Origin of the sequence: Streptomyces akebiae, assembly GCF_019599145.1 — a bacterium.
GTDB classification, from domain to species: domain Bacteria; phylum Actinomycetota; class Actinomycetes; order Streptomycetales; family Streptomycetaceae; genus Streptomyces; species Streptomyces akebiae.
Genome location: NZ_CP080647.1, coordinates 5,851,215 through 5,866,059 on the forward strand (window position 1 = coordinate 5,851,215; position 14,845 = coordinate 5,866,059).

Below are 14,845 nucleotides of genomic sequence, written 5' to 3' on the forward strand. Positions count from 1 at the left end.
GTCGGGGTGCAGTGGACACGGAGAGAACCGGTGAGGCCGGTGACGGCTGGCTCTGCCCGACGTCCGGGTACCCCACGACTTGTAGAGCGCGTGGACCTTTCCGTCTCCGCCGGCCGGGTTGACCATGAGCGTGACGAACGGTTTCGTCGCGCGTGGCGACGAGAACGACGTGGGTGCGTTTGGGTAGGTGTCGTGGTGTGTGGGTCGTCGCCGGGGTCTCGGTCAGCTGCGGAACTGGTGCGTTCGCCGAGCGGTGAGAGGTGTTCCCTGGCGGCGGCTTGTACCACGACAGTCACCTTGCCGCTGTTTGTGTGCGAGCGGGGGTGTCGGGGCCGGTCCGCGCGGGACGAAGGCAGGAGCGCGGACCGGCCCCGATTAGGAGGCAGGCCGCGCCGCAGAGGCGGCGCGCGCCCGCGCCGTGCGCGGGCAGGCGTATTAGTTGCTGCGTGCCCTGATGAACACGGCCGTGGACGACGAACTGATCCGACGCAACCCGTGCCGTATCAAGGGCGCGGACCGCTACGACGTGCCCGAGCGGCCGATCCTCACGGTCGCGGAAGTTTTCGCCGTCGCCGGCTCCATCGCGCCGCGCTACCGACTGCTCGTGCTCCTGGCGGCCTTCACCACCCTGCGGTTCGGAGAGCTGGCGGCTCTGCGGCGCCGGGACATCGACCTGGAAGGGTTGACCGTCACCGTCTGCCGGGCTCAGGCCGAACTGCAGGACGGCCGGCTCTTCGACAAGGCGCCGAAGTCCGCAGCCGGGGTGCGCTCCGTCTCCTTCCCGGCCGAACTGCTCGACGCGGTCACGCATCACCTGGAGCAATTCGCCGCTCCTGGCCGCGACGGGCACGTCTTCGTCGTACCGCAGGGCGGGCAACTGCGGCGGAGCAACTTCCGGGACGACTGGGTCAAGGCTCGAAAGGCCGCGGGCCTCACGGCCGGGCTGCACTTCCACGATCTGCGGCACACGGGCAACACGCTGGCCTCGACAGCCGGGGCCGGCACGCGGGAGCTGATGACGCGGATGGGGCACAGCAGCTCCCGGGCCGCGCTGATCGACCAGCACATGACCAGCGACCGGGACCGGGCCATCGCCGACCGGCTTGGGACCATGATCCGAGAGGGTGGGGGAGGGACCTCCGGTCCAGGGGATGGGTGACGGTCTTGCTGCCACGGCCGATGCTGGCGATGCTTGGCAGATGCCAGGGCAGCGCAAGAGAAGACGTCACCAGCAGGACGAGACGCAGCGGGCTGCTGCTCGTTTCGCGCCTGAGGCGGGCCGCTGGGAGGTGCTTTTCGAAACCCAGGACGAGTCGGATTGGCACGCTCATATCCGCCGTCTCCGAGCGTCGGACGCCCAGATCGACTGGACGGCGGTGCGGGTGGACAGGCTCTGTGGGCGCCTGACACAACCGACCACCTTTCGGCTGAGCCTCTTCGTGCCGAAGGCAGTCCCCTACCCACACCAGGACTCTGCCGTGTAGTGGCACGCGTGTGGCACGACCCCGAACACCACGAAGGGCCAGCCTGGGAGGAAACCCTCCTGAGCTGGCCCTTTCTCTGTGCCCCCGGCAGGATTCGAACCTGCGACACCCGCTTTAGGAGTGGGATCGAATCCTTGCCGGGTGGTGCCTGGCGCTGCCGCACGGTGCTGTTTGCCCTGGTCAGAGCCGCGCGGCGAGCCACTTGATCCGGCTCATGCCGCCCTGTCGCGGACCGTCCGCTCACGCATCGCTCACGCGCTGCCGACTGCTGAGCGGCGCATGGTCAGATCTGGCCGAGGTCGATCTCCACCGGGAAGGGGGCTGCTGCCTTGAGGACGCCGGTGAAGACGTCTCCGTCCCGATAGGTCTTCGTCGCGGGGTCGAGAACGTAGGTGTAGACGAGAGCCACGCCTGTCGCGGCCTGCTCGATCCGCCAGTAGAAGCCGATGCCTGCCTTGGCGTACTGATCGACCTTCACGATCCGGTCGGTGGTCTCCGAGCCCGGCGACACCACCTCCGCGACCAGCAGCACGTGTTCAGGGCGGGTCGGGGTGATGTCGATCGTGTCTGCGCGGTACACGACGACGTCCGGGCGACGATTGGTGAGCGGGACGTCCTGAAGCCGGACGTCGAAGTCCGTGTCGGCGTTCCACTCCGGGCCCGCGGCGGCATCCAGGGCGTTCGCGAGAATCCGCGCCAGTCGGTTGTGCCGCTTGGACGCGCTCGGACTCACGACGACCATCCCGTCCACGATCTCGATACCGGCGCACTGCTCCTCGGACCAGGACTCGTAGACCTCCGCCGTGATCTGCTCATGCATCCACGCCGGGGCCACCATCTCGGCCGTCATGAAGCACCTCCCGGACACTGTGCTGCGGGCCCGATCCCGCAGGATTCAGCGTACTGTCTGCCGTCCGTGCGGCATGCTGATCTCGCTCACGCCCACCCCCCCGGTCGACCGGCAACGACGCGAGCCGGTCGACTTGTCAGCCACACCACTCGGCGACGTGAGCCGTCGCAGAACCCGGACCGCGGGACGCACCGAAACGCCGAAGCGCGGTCGGATTCGATGGTTCTGGCGTGAGCAGATCAGGCTGACTGGAGGACTGGGCCGAGATCCGTTGGCTGCAACGAGCCCAGAAGATGTCGCTCGCCGCCGTGATGGCGGAGCGAGAGCCACTCTTACGGCGTCGCCGAGGTGCCTGGGCCGTCCGATGCCGCGCACCCACTTGTCGCTGGCGCGCGGCTGCAGCTTCTGGATCTGGGGCTCGTCCAGTGTGTTGCGCACGATGCACCGGGGAGTGGACAGGTTGAGGTCCGGCATTTTCTCCTCCATTCGAAACGGTCGGCACTTCACCTCGTCCGGCGTCTGTCCTGTCGTGCGATCGCCGGCTCCACCGACGTGGCCCCGTCCGACCGTCGGTCCAGACAGCTCTCCACACCTTCCAGGAACGCAAGTACCTGTCCCCGAGCTGCTTCGACGCAACACCGAACCAGCTGACCACGATCGGCCCACACCAGGCCGCGGAGCGGGCGCCGAGTCGAGGACTCGGCGCGCCTCCGCCTACAGCGCCAGCAGCCTCCGTACACCCCTTCTTGTCATAGTGACAGGAATTGAAGTAGCTTAACCCCTATGCAAGTTGACGCATGGTCACCCATCCCCGTACTACTGACGGTCGATCTCGTGATCCTGACGCTGCGTGAGGGGCGACTGTGTGTCCTGCTCGTTGAGCGGGGCGAAGATCCTTTTCAGGGGATGCAGGCTCTGCCTGGCGGATTCCTCAATCACGCTGGTGAGGAGATCCTGGACGCCGCCCACCGCGAGTTGAGTGAGGAAACCGCTCTGAGTGCCCGGTCGGTGCATCTTGAGCAGTTGGCCATCTACGGGGACGCAGCCCGTGATCCACGGGGACGAGTCGTTTCTGTGGCCTACTTGGCGATCGCACCGGGACTCCCCGAACCGGTCGCGGGAACGGATGCCGTGGATGCTGCGTGGGTTCCGGCGGAAGCCGTCCTGTCCGGTGAGCTGGAACTGGCCTTCGATCACCGCCGGATGGTGACGGACGGAATCGAACGCGCTCGTACCAAGCTCGAATTCTCGGCGCTGGCCACCGCATTCTGCGGAGAACTCTTCACCATAGCCGAGTTGCAGAAGGTGTACGAGGCGGTTTGGGGTACCGAACTCGACACCCGTAATTTCTACCGGAAAGTCCAGGCTGTAAAGGGATTCATCATACCCGCCGGCTCGGGACGCAGAACCACGGGAGGACGCCCCGCGCGGCTGTACCGAGCCGGGCCGAAGACAGTGTTGTCTCCACCGCTGATCCGACCTATGCCGTCCGGGTTGGAAGAGGACACGGGAGAGGAAGGGGAGTAGATGTCGAATGACCTGGTGGTGATTCTCACCGCCCTCAATCTCGAGTACGAGGCTGTGCGTCGGAAACTGGCCGGTCCACAGCTTCACCGTCATGAGCGTGGAACGCGGTTCGAGGTGGGAACCGTGCAGGGCACTTCATGTCGTGTCGCGCTCGGTCTGGCGAACAAGGGGAATCATTCCGCCGCGGTGATCGCTGAGCGTGCGATCCAGCAGTTTTCGCCGATGGCCGTGTTGTTCGTCGGCGTCGCAGGTGCCCTGTGGGACACCGCCAGGCTGGGCGACGTGGTGATGGCGACACACGTGTACGCCTACCACGGTGGGACCAGCGAGGACGACGGACTCAAGGCCCGTCCCCGCGTGTGGGAGACGGCGCACGGTATCAGCCAACTCGCCTCGCATCTGGCTCGTGTGAACGACTGGGCCGACTACGCACCCAGTCATGGGCGCGCGCCGCACGTGCACTTCGGCGCGATCGCCGCCGGCGAGGTCGTGCAGAACTCGACGATCTCGGCCGAGGCGCGGTGGATCCGGCAGCACTACAACGACGCGCTCGCGATCGAGATGGAGGCCGCCGGTGTGGCCCAGGCCGGTCATCTCAACGGGGCGCCGGTGGCCATCATCCGAGGAATCAGCGACCGGGCGGACGGTACGAAGGGCAGCGCGGAGGACCGTAATTGGCAGCCACGGGCGGCGGCGAGCGCGGCGGCATTCGCCACACGGCTGGCCGTGGAACTGGTGGGAGAACAGGAGCAGATCGCGATGTCCCAGGCAGACAGGGCACGTACGGCCAACGGACTCAAGGAGCACATCAGCAATACCGCACACAACAGCACCGTTGGCATCATGGCCGGCTCGGTCACCGGGAGCAGCGTCTATGTGAATGCGGACCCGAAGGTGACCGGTCCGGCGGACTTGGTCGCGGAACTGGACAGGTTCCGGGAGCATTTGAATCGTCACCACGCCGACGGCGCCCCCGACGACGACACCTACCGAGAGGCACTGGCCGAACTGGGCTTTGCCCGCCGGGCGGCAAGGGAGAGCACGCCCGAATCGTCCAAGAGGGCGACCATGGCACTCAAGAGGTTACGCGGTCTGATCGCGGAGTTTCCCGAGCTGGTCTCCAGGCTGGCACCACTGGTTGTCGCGGCGGGTGACTTGTCATGATCGACGGCAGCCCTGTCACGAACAATTCGGCCAGTTACTCCACCGTCGGAATCCAGGCCGAGACCGTACACGATTCCAACGTCTACTTCGTCCATCCTGATGCGTCGCCTCAGGAGAAGTACAGCGTCGGTGTCCGCTTCCTGGAGGATGGCATCCCCAGCCGCGCCCGCGACATGATCAGTGACGCGATCGCTCACGGATACGACAACGCGGAGGTCCGTTTCCACTGGGTGCTCGCCATGCTCAGTGGACGCGCCTACCACGACCTCAGCACCGAAGAACTCCATCGGCTGCACCATGCTTCCGGGCTCGTACGGAACTACGTCGACGGAGAGTGGAAAGACGCTCTGCGCATCGCCTTCGAACTGCTGGCGATGCTCAGCACCGCGGATGGCGAGACAAGACGCGTACTGGAGCGGCTGCGGGCCCTGTCACCTCGTCGGCGTGACGTGATCCTCCGCCACTTCGACCTCGTACTCACCGGAGGTCTGAAGGACGGTCTGTGGGCCGAGAACCGCGAACGGGCCGAGACAGATCGCTTCGCCAACGAACGGGTCAAACGGGTCTGGGCCTATTTCGAACCCGACCCGATCGGGGCACGGGCCATGCTGCCCCGTCCGAGCACCGCCGCTGCCGCCCGAGCAGCCCTCCCGGTCCGCGCCGGACTGTTCGCCGTCAGCAGCGCATTCCTCTGGATCCTGGCGCTGATCGCGAATCCGGCCGCGGCCGTCATCGAGTTGCTGGTGGCGCTCGGTGCGGGCCTGGCCGCGGCCTTCTCCGGGAGCCGATGGTGGTACCAGGAACATCAGCTGAAGGCCAAGAACGCTCAGCCCCACATCCCGCACCCACGTGATCCCGCCTCTCCCGGGGACGGGTTCACCAACCGCGTCCGTCATTCGTTCGACCATTACTTCAGTGTCCGCGCGCCGCATGGATTCGCCCCGCAGGAATGGCTCGGTCATACCATCCACATCCGTAATAGCCTCGTCGCCGAGATCGCGCTTCTCTACCGCGAGAGCCGAATCAGCGTGGACCGGGTCAACTGGCTGATCCGCTATCTTGCCGAGGATGCCCGAGACCGCCACAACAGAGGAACTCTGTTCGATCAACGTCGCCAGAACCAGACGGCTGCGGTGGCGCAAGGGCTGTGCGTGATTGCCCTCATCGCTCTCGGCGTCACCACTCTGGGCATGCTCGGAACAGTGGCTGCAGGTTCCGGCGAGTCGCTGCTGATGGCTGTCCTGGCCGTAGTCGGTGCGGTCTTGTCCGGACGCGCGGCCGCTTTCTCGTGGCTGGAGGCCCGAGGCGAAGAGCGCCGAATGGCCGAGGAAACCCAGCAGTATCAAGAGCAGTTGACCGCGCGGAAAGTCGCGTACCAGAACTGGAAGTCGTTCCTGGACACCACGCGACCCAGCGAGCTGGAAATGGAGAACTGGCTCACGTGCGACAAGACGCTGTTCGTCGACGAAGCGCTCCGCCACCACCAGCTCACCTGGCGTGACCTGATTACCCACGCCATCCTGATGACACCCGCACGCCCCTACAAGCGAGGGCGGGTGAAGGGCGGTCCTTGGCGATACTCGCGCTACAACTTCCGTCTCTTCCTGGTCACTCAGGATGGCGTTCGTGAAATCAGCACGGAATTCGATTTCACCGATGCGAAACGCGAGAAAGAGCAGCGAAGCAACTATCGGTTCGACGCGTTTTCCTCCGTGCAGGTCACGGAACGCACCGATGTTGGCTACGACCTGGAGCTCATCCTCACCAACGGGCCGGCCAGGAACATTCGTGTCAAGGACGCCGACACCCATCAACTGGCACCGGATGAAAACGCCCGGGAAATCGCCGAGATCAACCTCGCTTCGGCTGGTTTCACCCACACCTTCCGCCTCTTGGAGGGAATCGCGGCGGACGGAAAGGGTTGGCTCGAACGAAACAACCCCAACAACCTGCCGCCCTTCCGCGCCGCCGACTGACTCTTCCGGGTCCTTGGGGCGGGCAGCGGCCGGAGCGCCGGAGCCCTGCCCGCCCACTCATCAGCCCAGCCGGGTTCCCAGCTCAGGAATGGCCATGACCGCCCCAGAAGACCTCACTGAGAGCAGACTGCTGCTGGCCGAGTACGACCGCATCAAGGAGGAGCAGAAAACCCGGATAGGATTCCGTGACAACCTGCTCTGCTTCACGCTCGCCGCGTCCACCGCGGTCCTGGCCATCACCGTCCAGAGCAGGCAGGCTCAACTGCTGCTCACCATCCCTGTGATCTGCCTGGTCCTGGGCTGGACCTACCTGGTCAACGACGAGAAGATCTCGGCGGTGGGTCGCTACATCCGCGAGCAACTGGGACCGCGGCTGGCCGAGCTCAGCGGCGCTCACGGCGCAGTGTTCGGCTGGGAGATCTACCACCGCGACGATGCGAGCCGCACCACGCGCAAGCGACTACAGACCGCTGTGGATCTGCTCACGTACTTGGCCTTGCCGATGATCTGCGTGACCGCGTTCTGGTGCTCTGCCGCCGTCCAGCCATTACTCGTGATCGTCTCCTTCGCACAGACACTTGCCCTGGCAGTACTGGGGTGGCAGTTCCTTCGCTATGCGGAGCGGTAGCGCTGCTCTGCCGCCACGCTTCACGTTCAATTCGTCGTCCCGACCGGCACGGCCGAGTACCCCGGCCGCTCTCGCTGTACCGATCCGGGAGACCTGGCCGGACCAGCTCCGGGCACTCGTGGCAAACCACGATCTGCAGTGCCTGCTCCCTGAAGCGGCGGATCTGGCGATCGCCGAGGCCGCGGCCCGGCTCGTACCGCGAAGCCATGCCACCTCCGAGAACACCGCTTGAAGCGGAGCTCGAACCCGCCGACGGGGAGGAGCCCGATACGGAATCCGTGCCGAACGTGCTGATCCGTTGGGAGACGGTCGGGAGATCAACTCCCCGTCCGCTCACGCAAAAGGCCCCGGACGAGGAGCCCGAGGCCGAATAGAACGCCTCCCTGGAGGAGAAACCCCAGGTCAGCGGCTTAATGCGTTGTGCCCCCGGCAGGATTCGAACCTGCGACACCCGCTTTAGGAGTGGGGTCGAATCTCTGACGGGTGGTGCTTGATTGTGCCGCGTGGTGCTCTTCGGCCTGATCGGCGCCGCCTGGTACGGCCGGTCCATCCGGGTCAGGACGGCTCTTGTTGTGCAGTCCGCTCACGCGCCGCTCACGCATCCGGTGACCGTGGGGTGTCCAATGGCGAACCGTGCCGGGGCGCGGAAGGCTGATCGTCTCCCGTGGGTGCACCGGGGGAGTGGTGCCTCCCCAAGCCCATCCTGTAACTAACACTAATGTTGCTAACTGTGATGTTAGTATCTGCGGGAGGCGTGGCACTGGGGAGGCGGCGGCATGGCAGATTTCGTGGGCAGGCGGTATGAGCTCGAAACGCTGGATCGCGAGCTGGGCAAGGTGACGGCCGGGGTCGGTGGGGAGCGGCCCGGGCGGTGCGTGATGCTTCGAGGGCGCCGCCGGGTGGGTAAGTCGCGATTGGTGGAGCGGTTCGCCGAGAGGTCCGGTGCGCCGTTCCTCTTCTATGCCGCCACAGGGGCGTCGCCGGGGGCGGACCTGGAGCGGCTCAGCCAGGATGCGCAGTCGTCCAGCCTTCCGCTGGCGAATCTGCTGTCCGCGGCCCGTCCGGCGAGTTGGGATGCGGCCTTCGACGTACTGGCGGCGGCACTGCCGCACGACCGGGCGAGTGTGGTGGTCGTGGACGAGGTGCCCTATTTGATGGATGCGGAGGGCGCCTTCGAAGGCATGCTTCAGCGGGCCTGGGACCGAGTGCTGGAGAAAAAGCCGGTTCTGCTGGTTCTCATCGGTTCCGACCTGTCGATGATGGAGGCGCTGAACAGCTATGGACGCCCGTTCCACCAGCGCGGACGGGAGATGGTGCTGGGTCCGCTGAACCCGGCGGAGGTGGGCGAGATGCTCGGCCTCGATCCCGCCTCGGCCTTCGACGCGGCCTTGATCACCGGTGGACTGCCTCTGATCTGTGCGGAGTGGACGCACGGCGCCGGGATGTGGGAGTTCCTGCGGGCGGCGCTCAGCGATCCGGTCTCGGCCTTGCTGGTATCGGCGGAGCGCTCGCTCGCCGCGGAGTTCCCCCAGCAGGTCCAGGCACGCACCGTTCTTTCGGCGATCGGCAGCGGTGAGCGGACGTTCTCCAACATCGCCCGCGCCGCCGGCGGGATCGGGGCGACCCCGCTACAGCGGTCGCTGGGGATCCTCGCGGACAAACGGGTGATCGCGGCGGAGCTTCCCGTGTCCACGCGGCCTTCGAAGGATCGTCGCTACCGGGTCGCGGACCCTTACCTCCGCTTCTGGCTGAAGCTCCTGGGTCCGGCGATGGAAGAGATCGAGCGGGGCCGGGGTGACCTGACACTGCGGCGCATCCGTGAAAACTGGACAAGCTGGCGTGGCAGGGCCATTGAACCTCTGGTGCGCGAGGCGTTGGCGCGGCTGCTGCCCGACGCGAACCTCCCGGCCGCCCCCGCCATCGGCGGTTACTGGACCCGTACCAACGATGTGGAGATCGACGTCGTGGGAGCGGACCGCGCGCCGATCGCCAAGGAACTGTTGTTCGTGGGCTCGGTGAAGTGGCTGGAGAACTCCCCGTTCGACCGGCACGATCTCGCGGCGCTGCACCGGCACCGCGCCGCGCTCACGCCTGCTCCCGTACCTGTGATCGCTGTCTCGCGCAGCGGGATCGACTGCGCGGGGCTCGACGCCGCGTACGGCCCGGCGGAACTTCTCGCGGCGTGGTCCTCCTGAGTGCGCCGGGATACCAGGTCAGCGGCGTAATGCGTTGTGCCCCCGGCAGGATTCGAACCTGCGACACCCGCTTTGGGCCCGTATGCCGACGACACCGAGGGACGAGGCAGCCGCGAGTCTGTCCGCCGCCAGCTGGGACGGTCGGCTGGGCGATGCCCTGAAGCCCTCGGCGACCCGGTGGATGGACCACCAGCGCGAAGCGCTGCACACCACCTACCGCGACCTCGGTCGGAAGACGTGGGACACATGGTCCGCGTACACAGGTGCTGAGCGCGTCACACGGCGACGTTCAACGGCGCGCACGCCGACATCCGCGCCGCTTTCGGCTGACGCACGCGCAGCCGACGTCGAACCGTCCCAACCAACGGGGTCACCACCGTGACGATCACCTACGCCCGGCTCGACCACCTCAACCTGTCCCGCCTCGTCCACGACCTCACCGCGTGGAAAGAGGCGGTTGCGGAAGACGAAGGAGGTGGACGACTCCCACGGGCCCAAGGCGCAGAAGCCCTTCGAGGCCGCTGGATGCGCGGATCCGCCGACCGGTCTCCGATGCGCCGTGGGCGCTGTTGTCCGCTGTCACACACGCCACAGGCCGCTGCCGGGCCTGTAATGCTCAGGAAATGCCGTAGACATCGGGACGACGATGCGGCGGCCTAGCCTCTGACCTGGGGTGGTTGTCGATGGGAGATGTTCTCGCTGTACAGCCCGGCCGTATACCGGCCGTTGGACTCGGCCCGATGCTGAACGCGGCCAGGCTCCGGCGCGGTTGGCGGTTACGCGAAGCCGCACGGCCGCTCGGCCTGTCCGCTTCCTACCTGCACGATGCGGAAGCCGGACCGTGCCGGCCGTCGCGGGCTGTCGCCGAACTGCTCGCCGACGGGCTGCAGCTCAACGACGCTGCGCGTGCCCACCTGTTCGCCCGCGGCGATGTCGCGGACCTCGGCCACTCCGCGGGGCGCGCAACCCGACTCAGAGGACCAGGAGCCGCGCCGAGGTACTGGGTTGTGAACCCGTTCGTTGCGGCGTCATCGACAGGAGCCCCCACGCACGGGCCTCGCGCTGTGCTGGTTCGTGGGCGGTGGTCGGCACGTGATCTCGGCGGGGTGAGAGGCGACAGTGAGCGGACACGATGAGCCTGCGGAGCGACGTTCGGTGGACGGGCATCCCGCCGATCGCTGGCAGCGGGTGCTGAGTCACCGTGAGTCCTTGCTGAAGGTGGCGCGACGGCGGTCCATGAATGTGGACGACGCCGAGGACGCGGTACACGAAGCCATGGTCCGTGCGGCGGAAAACGCCAACGTGGACGACGCCCGGCTGGGCGCGTGGCTGACATCGGTGACGATACGGCTGTGCGTCGACCGGTATCGGCAGATCAACCGCGAGGCCGATGTTCACGCCCGTTCGGCGCGCGCCGCGGCCGGACCCGCCACGGTGGAGGAGGCGGTGTGCGACCAGGCGGAGGCGAAGTGGCTTGCCGGCCACAGCGCGGACCTTCCGCTACGCCAGGCGGAGGTGTTGAGCCTGCGGGCGCAGGGCTTTGACCTCGCACAGATTTCGCAGCGCACCGGACTCAGCTACCAGGCGGTTCGGTCGCTTCTGGCCAGGGCCCGCAGGGCGCTCCGCGCCGTACTGGAGGCGACACTGGTTCTCGCCGTCTGGGTGTGGCGCGGGCGGCCGCGAGTGGTGAAGGAAGCCGCGCAGACATCCGCGCAGGCAGCCGCGTTGGCGTCCGTGGCGGTGACCCTGACGGTGGCGGGACTGGCCCTGAGCGCACCTTCCGAAGCGGAGACCGAGGAGGATCCGCTTTCGCGGCGTCCGTACGTGACGTATCTCCCCGCAGGTCCGGGGCCCTCAGCGGGGCGAGAATCGATTCCGTCCGAGACGGCCTTGTCCGGTCTTCCCGTCGGGCTCGGGGACGGTCCGGTGTCGCGGACGGCCGCGGGTGCCCTGGCGCCGGCGTCCGCGGCCCCGTCGAACCTGCGGGGCACTGTTCTGCCAACCCTGCCAACCCTGCCAACTTTGGCCGCCCTGCCAACCTTGCCCGCCCTGCCAACCTTGCCTGCCCTGCCAACCTTGCCCGCCCTGCCGGAAGGCCCCGAACTGGCTCTGCCGACGGGGCCGGACGTGTCCGCCGTAGTCCCGTCCCGGCTGCCGGTTCCGCTGCTCGACCCATCGGGGCCGGCTCCGCTCGATCGAGCCGGGCCGTGCGCTTGCCACATTGCTGCCGGACCGCTGACGACGGGAATGCGGCCGCCGGCTCGGCGCTGAGGTCACAGCGTCCGCGCACTCTCTCGAAAAAATCTCTCCTCTCGTGCGACTCACGCGCCGCTCGTCCCCGTAGAGCAGGTGACGTATCCACGCCGCTGCCGCCAAGGCGGCTCTGTGAGGAGGCGAGTTACGCGTGACTCGATGCAGGAGCCGAACCGGCAGCCGCAGCCACAGGTTCTCCGCCGACCAGGCACGCGAGGCCGCGCCGCGCTTCGTCCAGGACAGCGTCTCGGGTTTCTCCGCCGACCGGCAGTTCGTCGGCCAGGAGGCCGTCAGCCACCTGGACGGTGACGCGCTGCGGCCGCCCCGTCGGCGGGCCATCGCAGCGGGCGAGGCCGGTGCCCGTGCAGTCACCGCGGAGGTGGACCGTCGCACCGCTGCCGTCGTCCGTCTGTCCGCCGCTCCGGGAACAGCCGATGCGGCGGCCTTCCCCGTCAGTTCCGAAGACGCGAGCGCCGCAACACGGGCGGCCCTGGGAGACGAACACCTTCCCACGGCCGCCGCCGGTGACACCCGGCATGCCGGCCGAAGGACCGTCACGATCGACCATTGCCTGAGCGGACGCGCCGAAGCTCTGTTCCGTGACATCGAACGCCTCGAAACCGATGCCCGCACCCGAGCTGTGCCCGGACGGCGGGGCGCGTACGGGATCGACGTCGATCGCAGTCTTCCCGTGGCCGTGGCCGTGGCCGTGGCCGTGGCCGAGGGCGTGGCCGTGGCCGAGGGCGCACCGTGGCCCGGTACCGCTACGGGGGCGAGGTGGCCATCACCGATGTCGAGGAAGCGCCGAGCGGCGCCGAACCGGGCGGCACTCCGCCCGCCGGCATCCGCACGTCGACCAAGTTCCGCACCACGCACGAGGCCTCCATTCCGGACCCGTACATTGACTCCCCCGGCGATGGAATCGGGCGTGAAAGCGGCAGCTGCTCCGAATACCGGTTTTCACGGCGACGACCTGGGGATGGTGTACGACACAGGAAATTTCCGGTGCCGAGGCCGCGGCACACCGCTACCGGCCGAATCCCTGAACGTTCACACCGAAGGGCATCAGTCCGACCCCACGCCACAAGAAGATCAGCGGCAGTTCCCATGTCCGACTCCCGGCGCACCGCAACTGGAGTGGATTTCTCCGTCCGACTGTTGCGGAACGACGGGAGCCACGCCCGCGCGGTGGTCGAGCGCAACGTTGGCAGCCCATATCACAATCCCGGTCTCCGGTATCGGCCATGCCAATCAGTGCGACATCCACCAGAACGGTTCGCGCTGGATCCACCGTGATCACGGCAACATTCCCGATAACCAGCTCCATGGCTACGGCCAGTATTCCGGCGGGATGTACGTGCTCGACCTGATCTTCGGAAATCACCCGGTGGTGCCATAAGCGCCCTGTCCCGGTTGTGTGCCGAGTCTGATCGGCGGTGCCACACAGGCGGGCTGCCTACTCATGTCGGAGAAATCCTTGGTCGAAGCGCCGACTTCTGTTCGCATAAGAAGCTGGACTCTCGGTGTCGTTTTCCTTTTCCCTCTCTCCTTGTCTTCCTGTGTTTTGGCGGCCGGGTGCCGTCCTGACGGTCCAGCTCCGGGGCGTCGGCGGGTGTCGAGGAGTGAGGCGCCCGGCATCTGCTCACCGTCACTCTGCGCCAGGCTGCACGACACTTGAGCAGGACACATCGGTGAACTGGCCTTTGGCGGTCCGCTTGTCGACGACCCGGCCGTCGATGCGAATGGAGCAGGAGACCGACCCGGCCTTCCCGCCCGCCGCCATCACCTGCGCCACGGCCGCCCCGGGGCCTGCCGTGATGGTGACTTCCTCCTTCCACGGGAGTTTGGCGTTGTCCACGCTCTTGTCGTTGTTGATGCCGTTCGCCCGGTAAGTGATCAGTGCTGACGTGGAGTCGGGGCTCGTGACCTGGTAGACGACCGTGTGCCGCGTGGGCTGGAGAGCCTGCCGCGCGCGCTCCTCAGGGCTTGGTTCCCCGGGGCCGCCGACGGCCGCGAGGACGGCACCGCCGGCAGTGGCGAGCAGCAGGACGCCGAGTGACCAGAGGAACCATCTGGCGCGGTGACCGTCTAGTGCGGGAGGCATGGGAATTCTCGCTTTCTGTCCTGTGCGGCCGGTCGGGCACGGCCGAATCCGGTGAATCGCGGAGGGCCGAGCATGGCCCTGGGGTGCCGACGGACCGTGTGTTCGAGCTGTCATGGTGGCATTCAGTCGGCTCCCTTGACCAGTGTTCACGGAATTAATCCTGGCTAAGGCTGACGGCCCTGCGTTCGATCCCGTTGGTAACCGGTTCTGCTGGGGTCGTCATGGTCCTTCCATGCTTCCCGGAGAACGTGACCGGCATGCCACGAGCCTGGAAGGCAAATACCTGACACTTTCGTTTGAGCGCCATGCCGACCTGACCTGTCGCAACGCCATCCTTTCGCCCTTCGACCGCTCGCCCAGCGTGTCTTCCATTTGTTTTCGGTGGTGTTGTAATTACGCCTCAATGGTCCTCTTCACGTTCTCCCGGAACCCAGGTTGAAGCTCTATTAATCTTCGGTTAACAATGCAGAGATAAGTGGGACATAAGGGCTCGGTAGATGTTTCGCTCCATGCCGTGAAGGTGAAGTCTCGGCTGCCGCTGAGAGGTGGAACGGGATGCGATTCATCGGATTTCTTCGAGTCCCGGCTCCATGAATGTCCAGTGGCGACTGTGAAGCCTTTGTGGTGGTGTCTGCCGATGCACTCATCTCTAATTGCGGGAAGG

At 66.6% G+C, this 14,845-nt stretch carries 10 protein-coding genes and 2 pseudogenes; 9 read left to right on the forward strand and 3 right to left on the reverse strand.

Annotation, left to right across the window (positions count from 1 at the left end; genetic code table 11):
- Positions 1 to 16: 16 nt before the first annotated feature.
- Positions 17 to 172, reverse strand: a pseudogene (locus tag K1J60_RS46075) (GNAT family N-acetyltransferase); the annotation flags it as partial.
- A 267-nt stretch (positions 173 to 439) separates the two neighbouring features.
- On the opposite strand from K1J60_RS46075, the pseudogene K1J60_RS25290 reads away from it, so the two are divergent.
- A pseudogene (locus K1J60_RS25290) lies at positions 440 to 1,159 on the forward strand (tyrosine-type recombinase/integrase); the annotation flags it as partial.
- Positions 1,160 to 1,767: 608 nt separating this feature from the next.
- Here the strand turns inward: K1J60_RS25290 and K1J60_RS25295 are convergent.
- On the reverse strand, positions 1,768 to 2,334 hold the full coding sequence (locus K1J60_RS25295; RefSeq protein WP_152169612.1) for a Uma2 family endonuclease: 567 nt from the start codon (positions 2,332 to 2,334) through the stop codon (positions 1,768 to 1,770).
- Positions 2,335 to 3,117: 783 nt separating this feature from the next.
- On the opposite strand from K1J60_RS25295, the gene K1J60_RS25300 reads away from it, so the two are divergent.
- From K1J60_RS25300 to K1J60_RS25335, 8 genes are all read left to right on the forward strand, one after another.
- Positions 3,118 to 3,861, forward strand: a complete 744-nt coding sequence (locus K1J60_RS25300) for an NUDIX hydrolase (RefSeq protein ID WP_220648176.1) — start codon at positions 3,118 to 3,120, stop codon at positions 3,859 to 3,861.
- Entirely contained in the window at positions 3,862 to 5,025 is a 1,164-nt protein-coding gene (locus tag K1J60_RS25305) for a 5'-methylthioadenosine/S-adenosylhomocysteine nucleosidase family protein (protein WP_220648177.1), read from the forward strand.
- Positions 5,022 to 7,001 carry a hypothetical protein gene (locus tag K1J60_RS25310; protein ID WP_220648178.1) on the forward strand — a complete coding sequence of 660 codons (1,980 nt, stop codon included), beginning with the start codon at positions 5,022 to 5,024 and terminating at the stop codon, positions 6,999 to 7,001. The genes K1J60_RS25305 and K1J60_RS25310 overlap by 4 nt, the downstream gene beginning before the upstream one ends.
- 94 nt (positions 7,002 to 7,095) lie before the next feature.
- Entirely contained in the window at positions 7,096 to 7,629 is a 534-nt protein-coding gene (locus K1J60_RS25315; protein WP_398683298.1) for a hypothetical protein, read from the forward strand.
- 776 nt (positions 7,630 to 8,405) lie between these two features.
- Entirely contained in the window at positions 8,406 to 9,824 is a 1,419-nt protein-coding gene (locus tag K1J60_RS25320) for an ATP-binding protein (RefSeq protein WP_220648180.1), read from the forward strand.
- Between the two features lie 740 nt (positions 9,825 to 10,564).
- The gene (locus K1J60_RS47200; RefSeq protein WP_220648181.1) at positions 10,565 to 10,960 is read left to right on the forward strand and encodes a helix-turn-helix domain-containing protein; all 396 of its coding nucleotides are present in this window, start codon (positions 10,565 to 10,567) and stop codon (positions 10,958 to 10,960) included.
- 52 nt (positions 10,961 to 11,012) lie between these two features.
- Positions 11,013 to 12,095 (forward strand): RNA polymerase sigma factor, encoded by a 1,083-nt coding sequence (locus K1J60_RS25330; RefSeq protein WP_398684286.1) that lies wholly within the window; start codon positions 11,013 to 11,015, stop codon positions 12,093 to 12,095.
- A 133-nt stretch (positions 12,096 to 12,228) separates the two neighbouring features.
- Positions 12,229 to 13,476 carry a hypothetical protein gene (locus K1J60_RS25335; RefSeq protein WP_220648183.1) on the forward strand — a complete coding sequence of 416 codons (1,248 nt, stop codon included), beginning with the start codon at positions 12,229 to 12,231 and terminating at the stop codon, positions 13,474 to 13,476.
- Positions 13,477 to 13,725: 249 nt separating this feature from the next.
- Here K1J60_RS25335 and K1J60_RS25340 read toward each other — a convergent pair whose 3' ends face one another.
- Entirely contained in the window at positions 13,726 to 14,181 is a 456-nt protein-coding gene (locus K1J60_RS25340; protein ID WP_220648184.1) for an MmpS family transport accessory protein, read from the reverse strand.
- Positions 14,182 to 14,845: the final 664 nt, after the last annotated feature.

Bases quoted from the DNA above. Each gene is read 5' to 3' on its own strand.
- K1J60_RS25295 (WP_152169612.1), bottom strand. From the start codon at position 2,334: ATGACGGCCGAGATGGTGGCCCCGGCGTGGATGCATGAGCAGATCACG.
- K1J60_RS25300 (WP_220648176.1), top strand. From the start codon at position 3,118: ATGCAAGTTGACGCATGGTCACCCATCCCCGTACTACTGACGGTCGAT.
- K1J60_RS25305 (WP_220648177.1), top strand. From the start codon at position 3,862: ATGTCGAATGACCTGGTGGTGATTCTCACCGCCCTCAATCTCGAGTAC.
- K1J60_RS25310 (WP_220648178.1), top strand. From the start codon at position 5,022: ATGATCGACGGCAGCCCTGTCACGAACAATTCGGCCAGTTACTCCACC.
- K1J60_RS25315 (WP_398683298.1), top strand. From the start codon at position 7,096: ATGACCGCCCCAGAAGACCTCACTGAGAGCAGACTGCTGCTGGCCGAG.
- K1J60_RS25320 (WP_220648180.1), top strand. From the start codon at position 8,406: ATGGCAGATTTCGTGGGCAGGCGGTATGAGCTCGAAACGCTGGATCGC.
- K1J60_RS47200 (WP_220648181.1), top strand. From the start codon at position 10,565: ATGCTGAACGCGGCCAGGCTCCGGCGCGGTTGGCGGTTACGCGAAGCC.
- K1J60_RS25340 (WP_220648184.1), bottom strand. From the start codon at position 14,181: ATGCCTCCCGCACTAGACGGTCACCGCGCCAGATGGTTCCTCTGGTCA.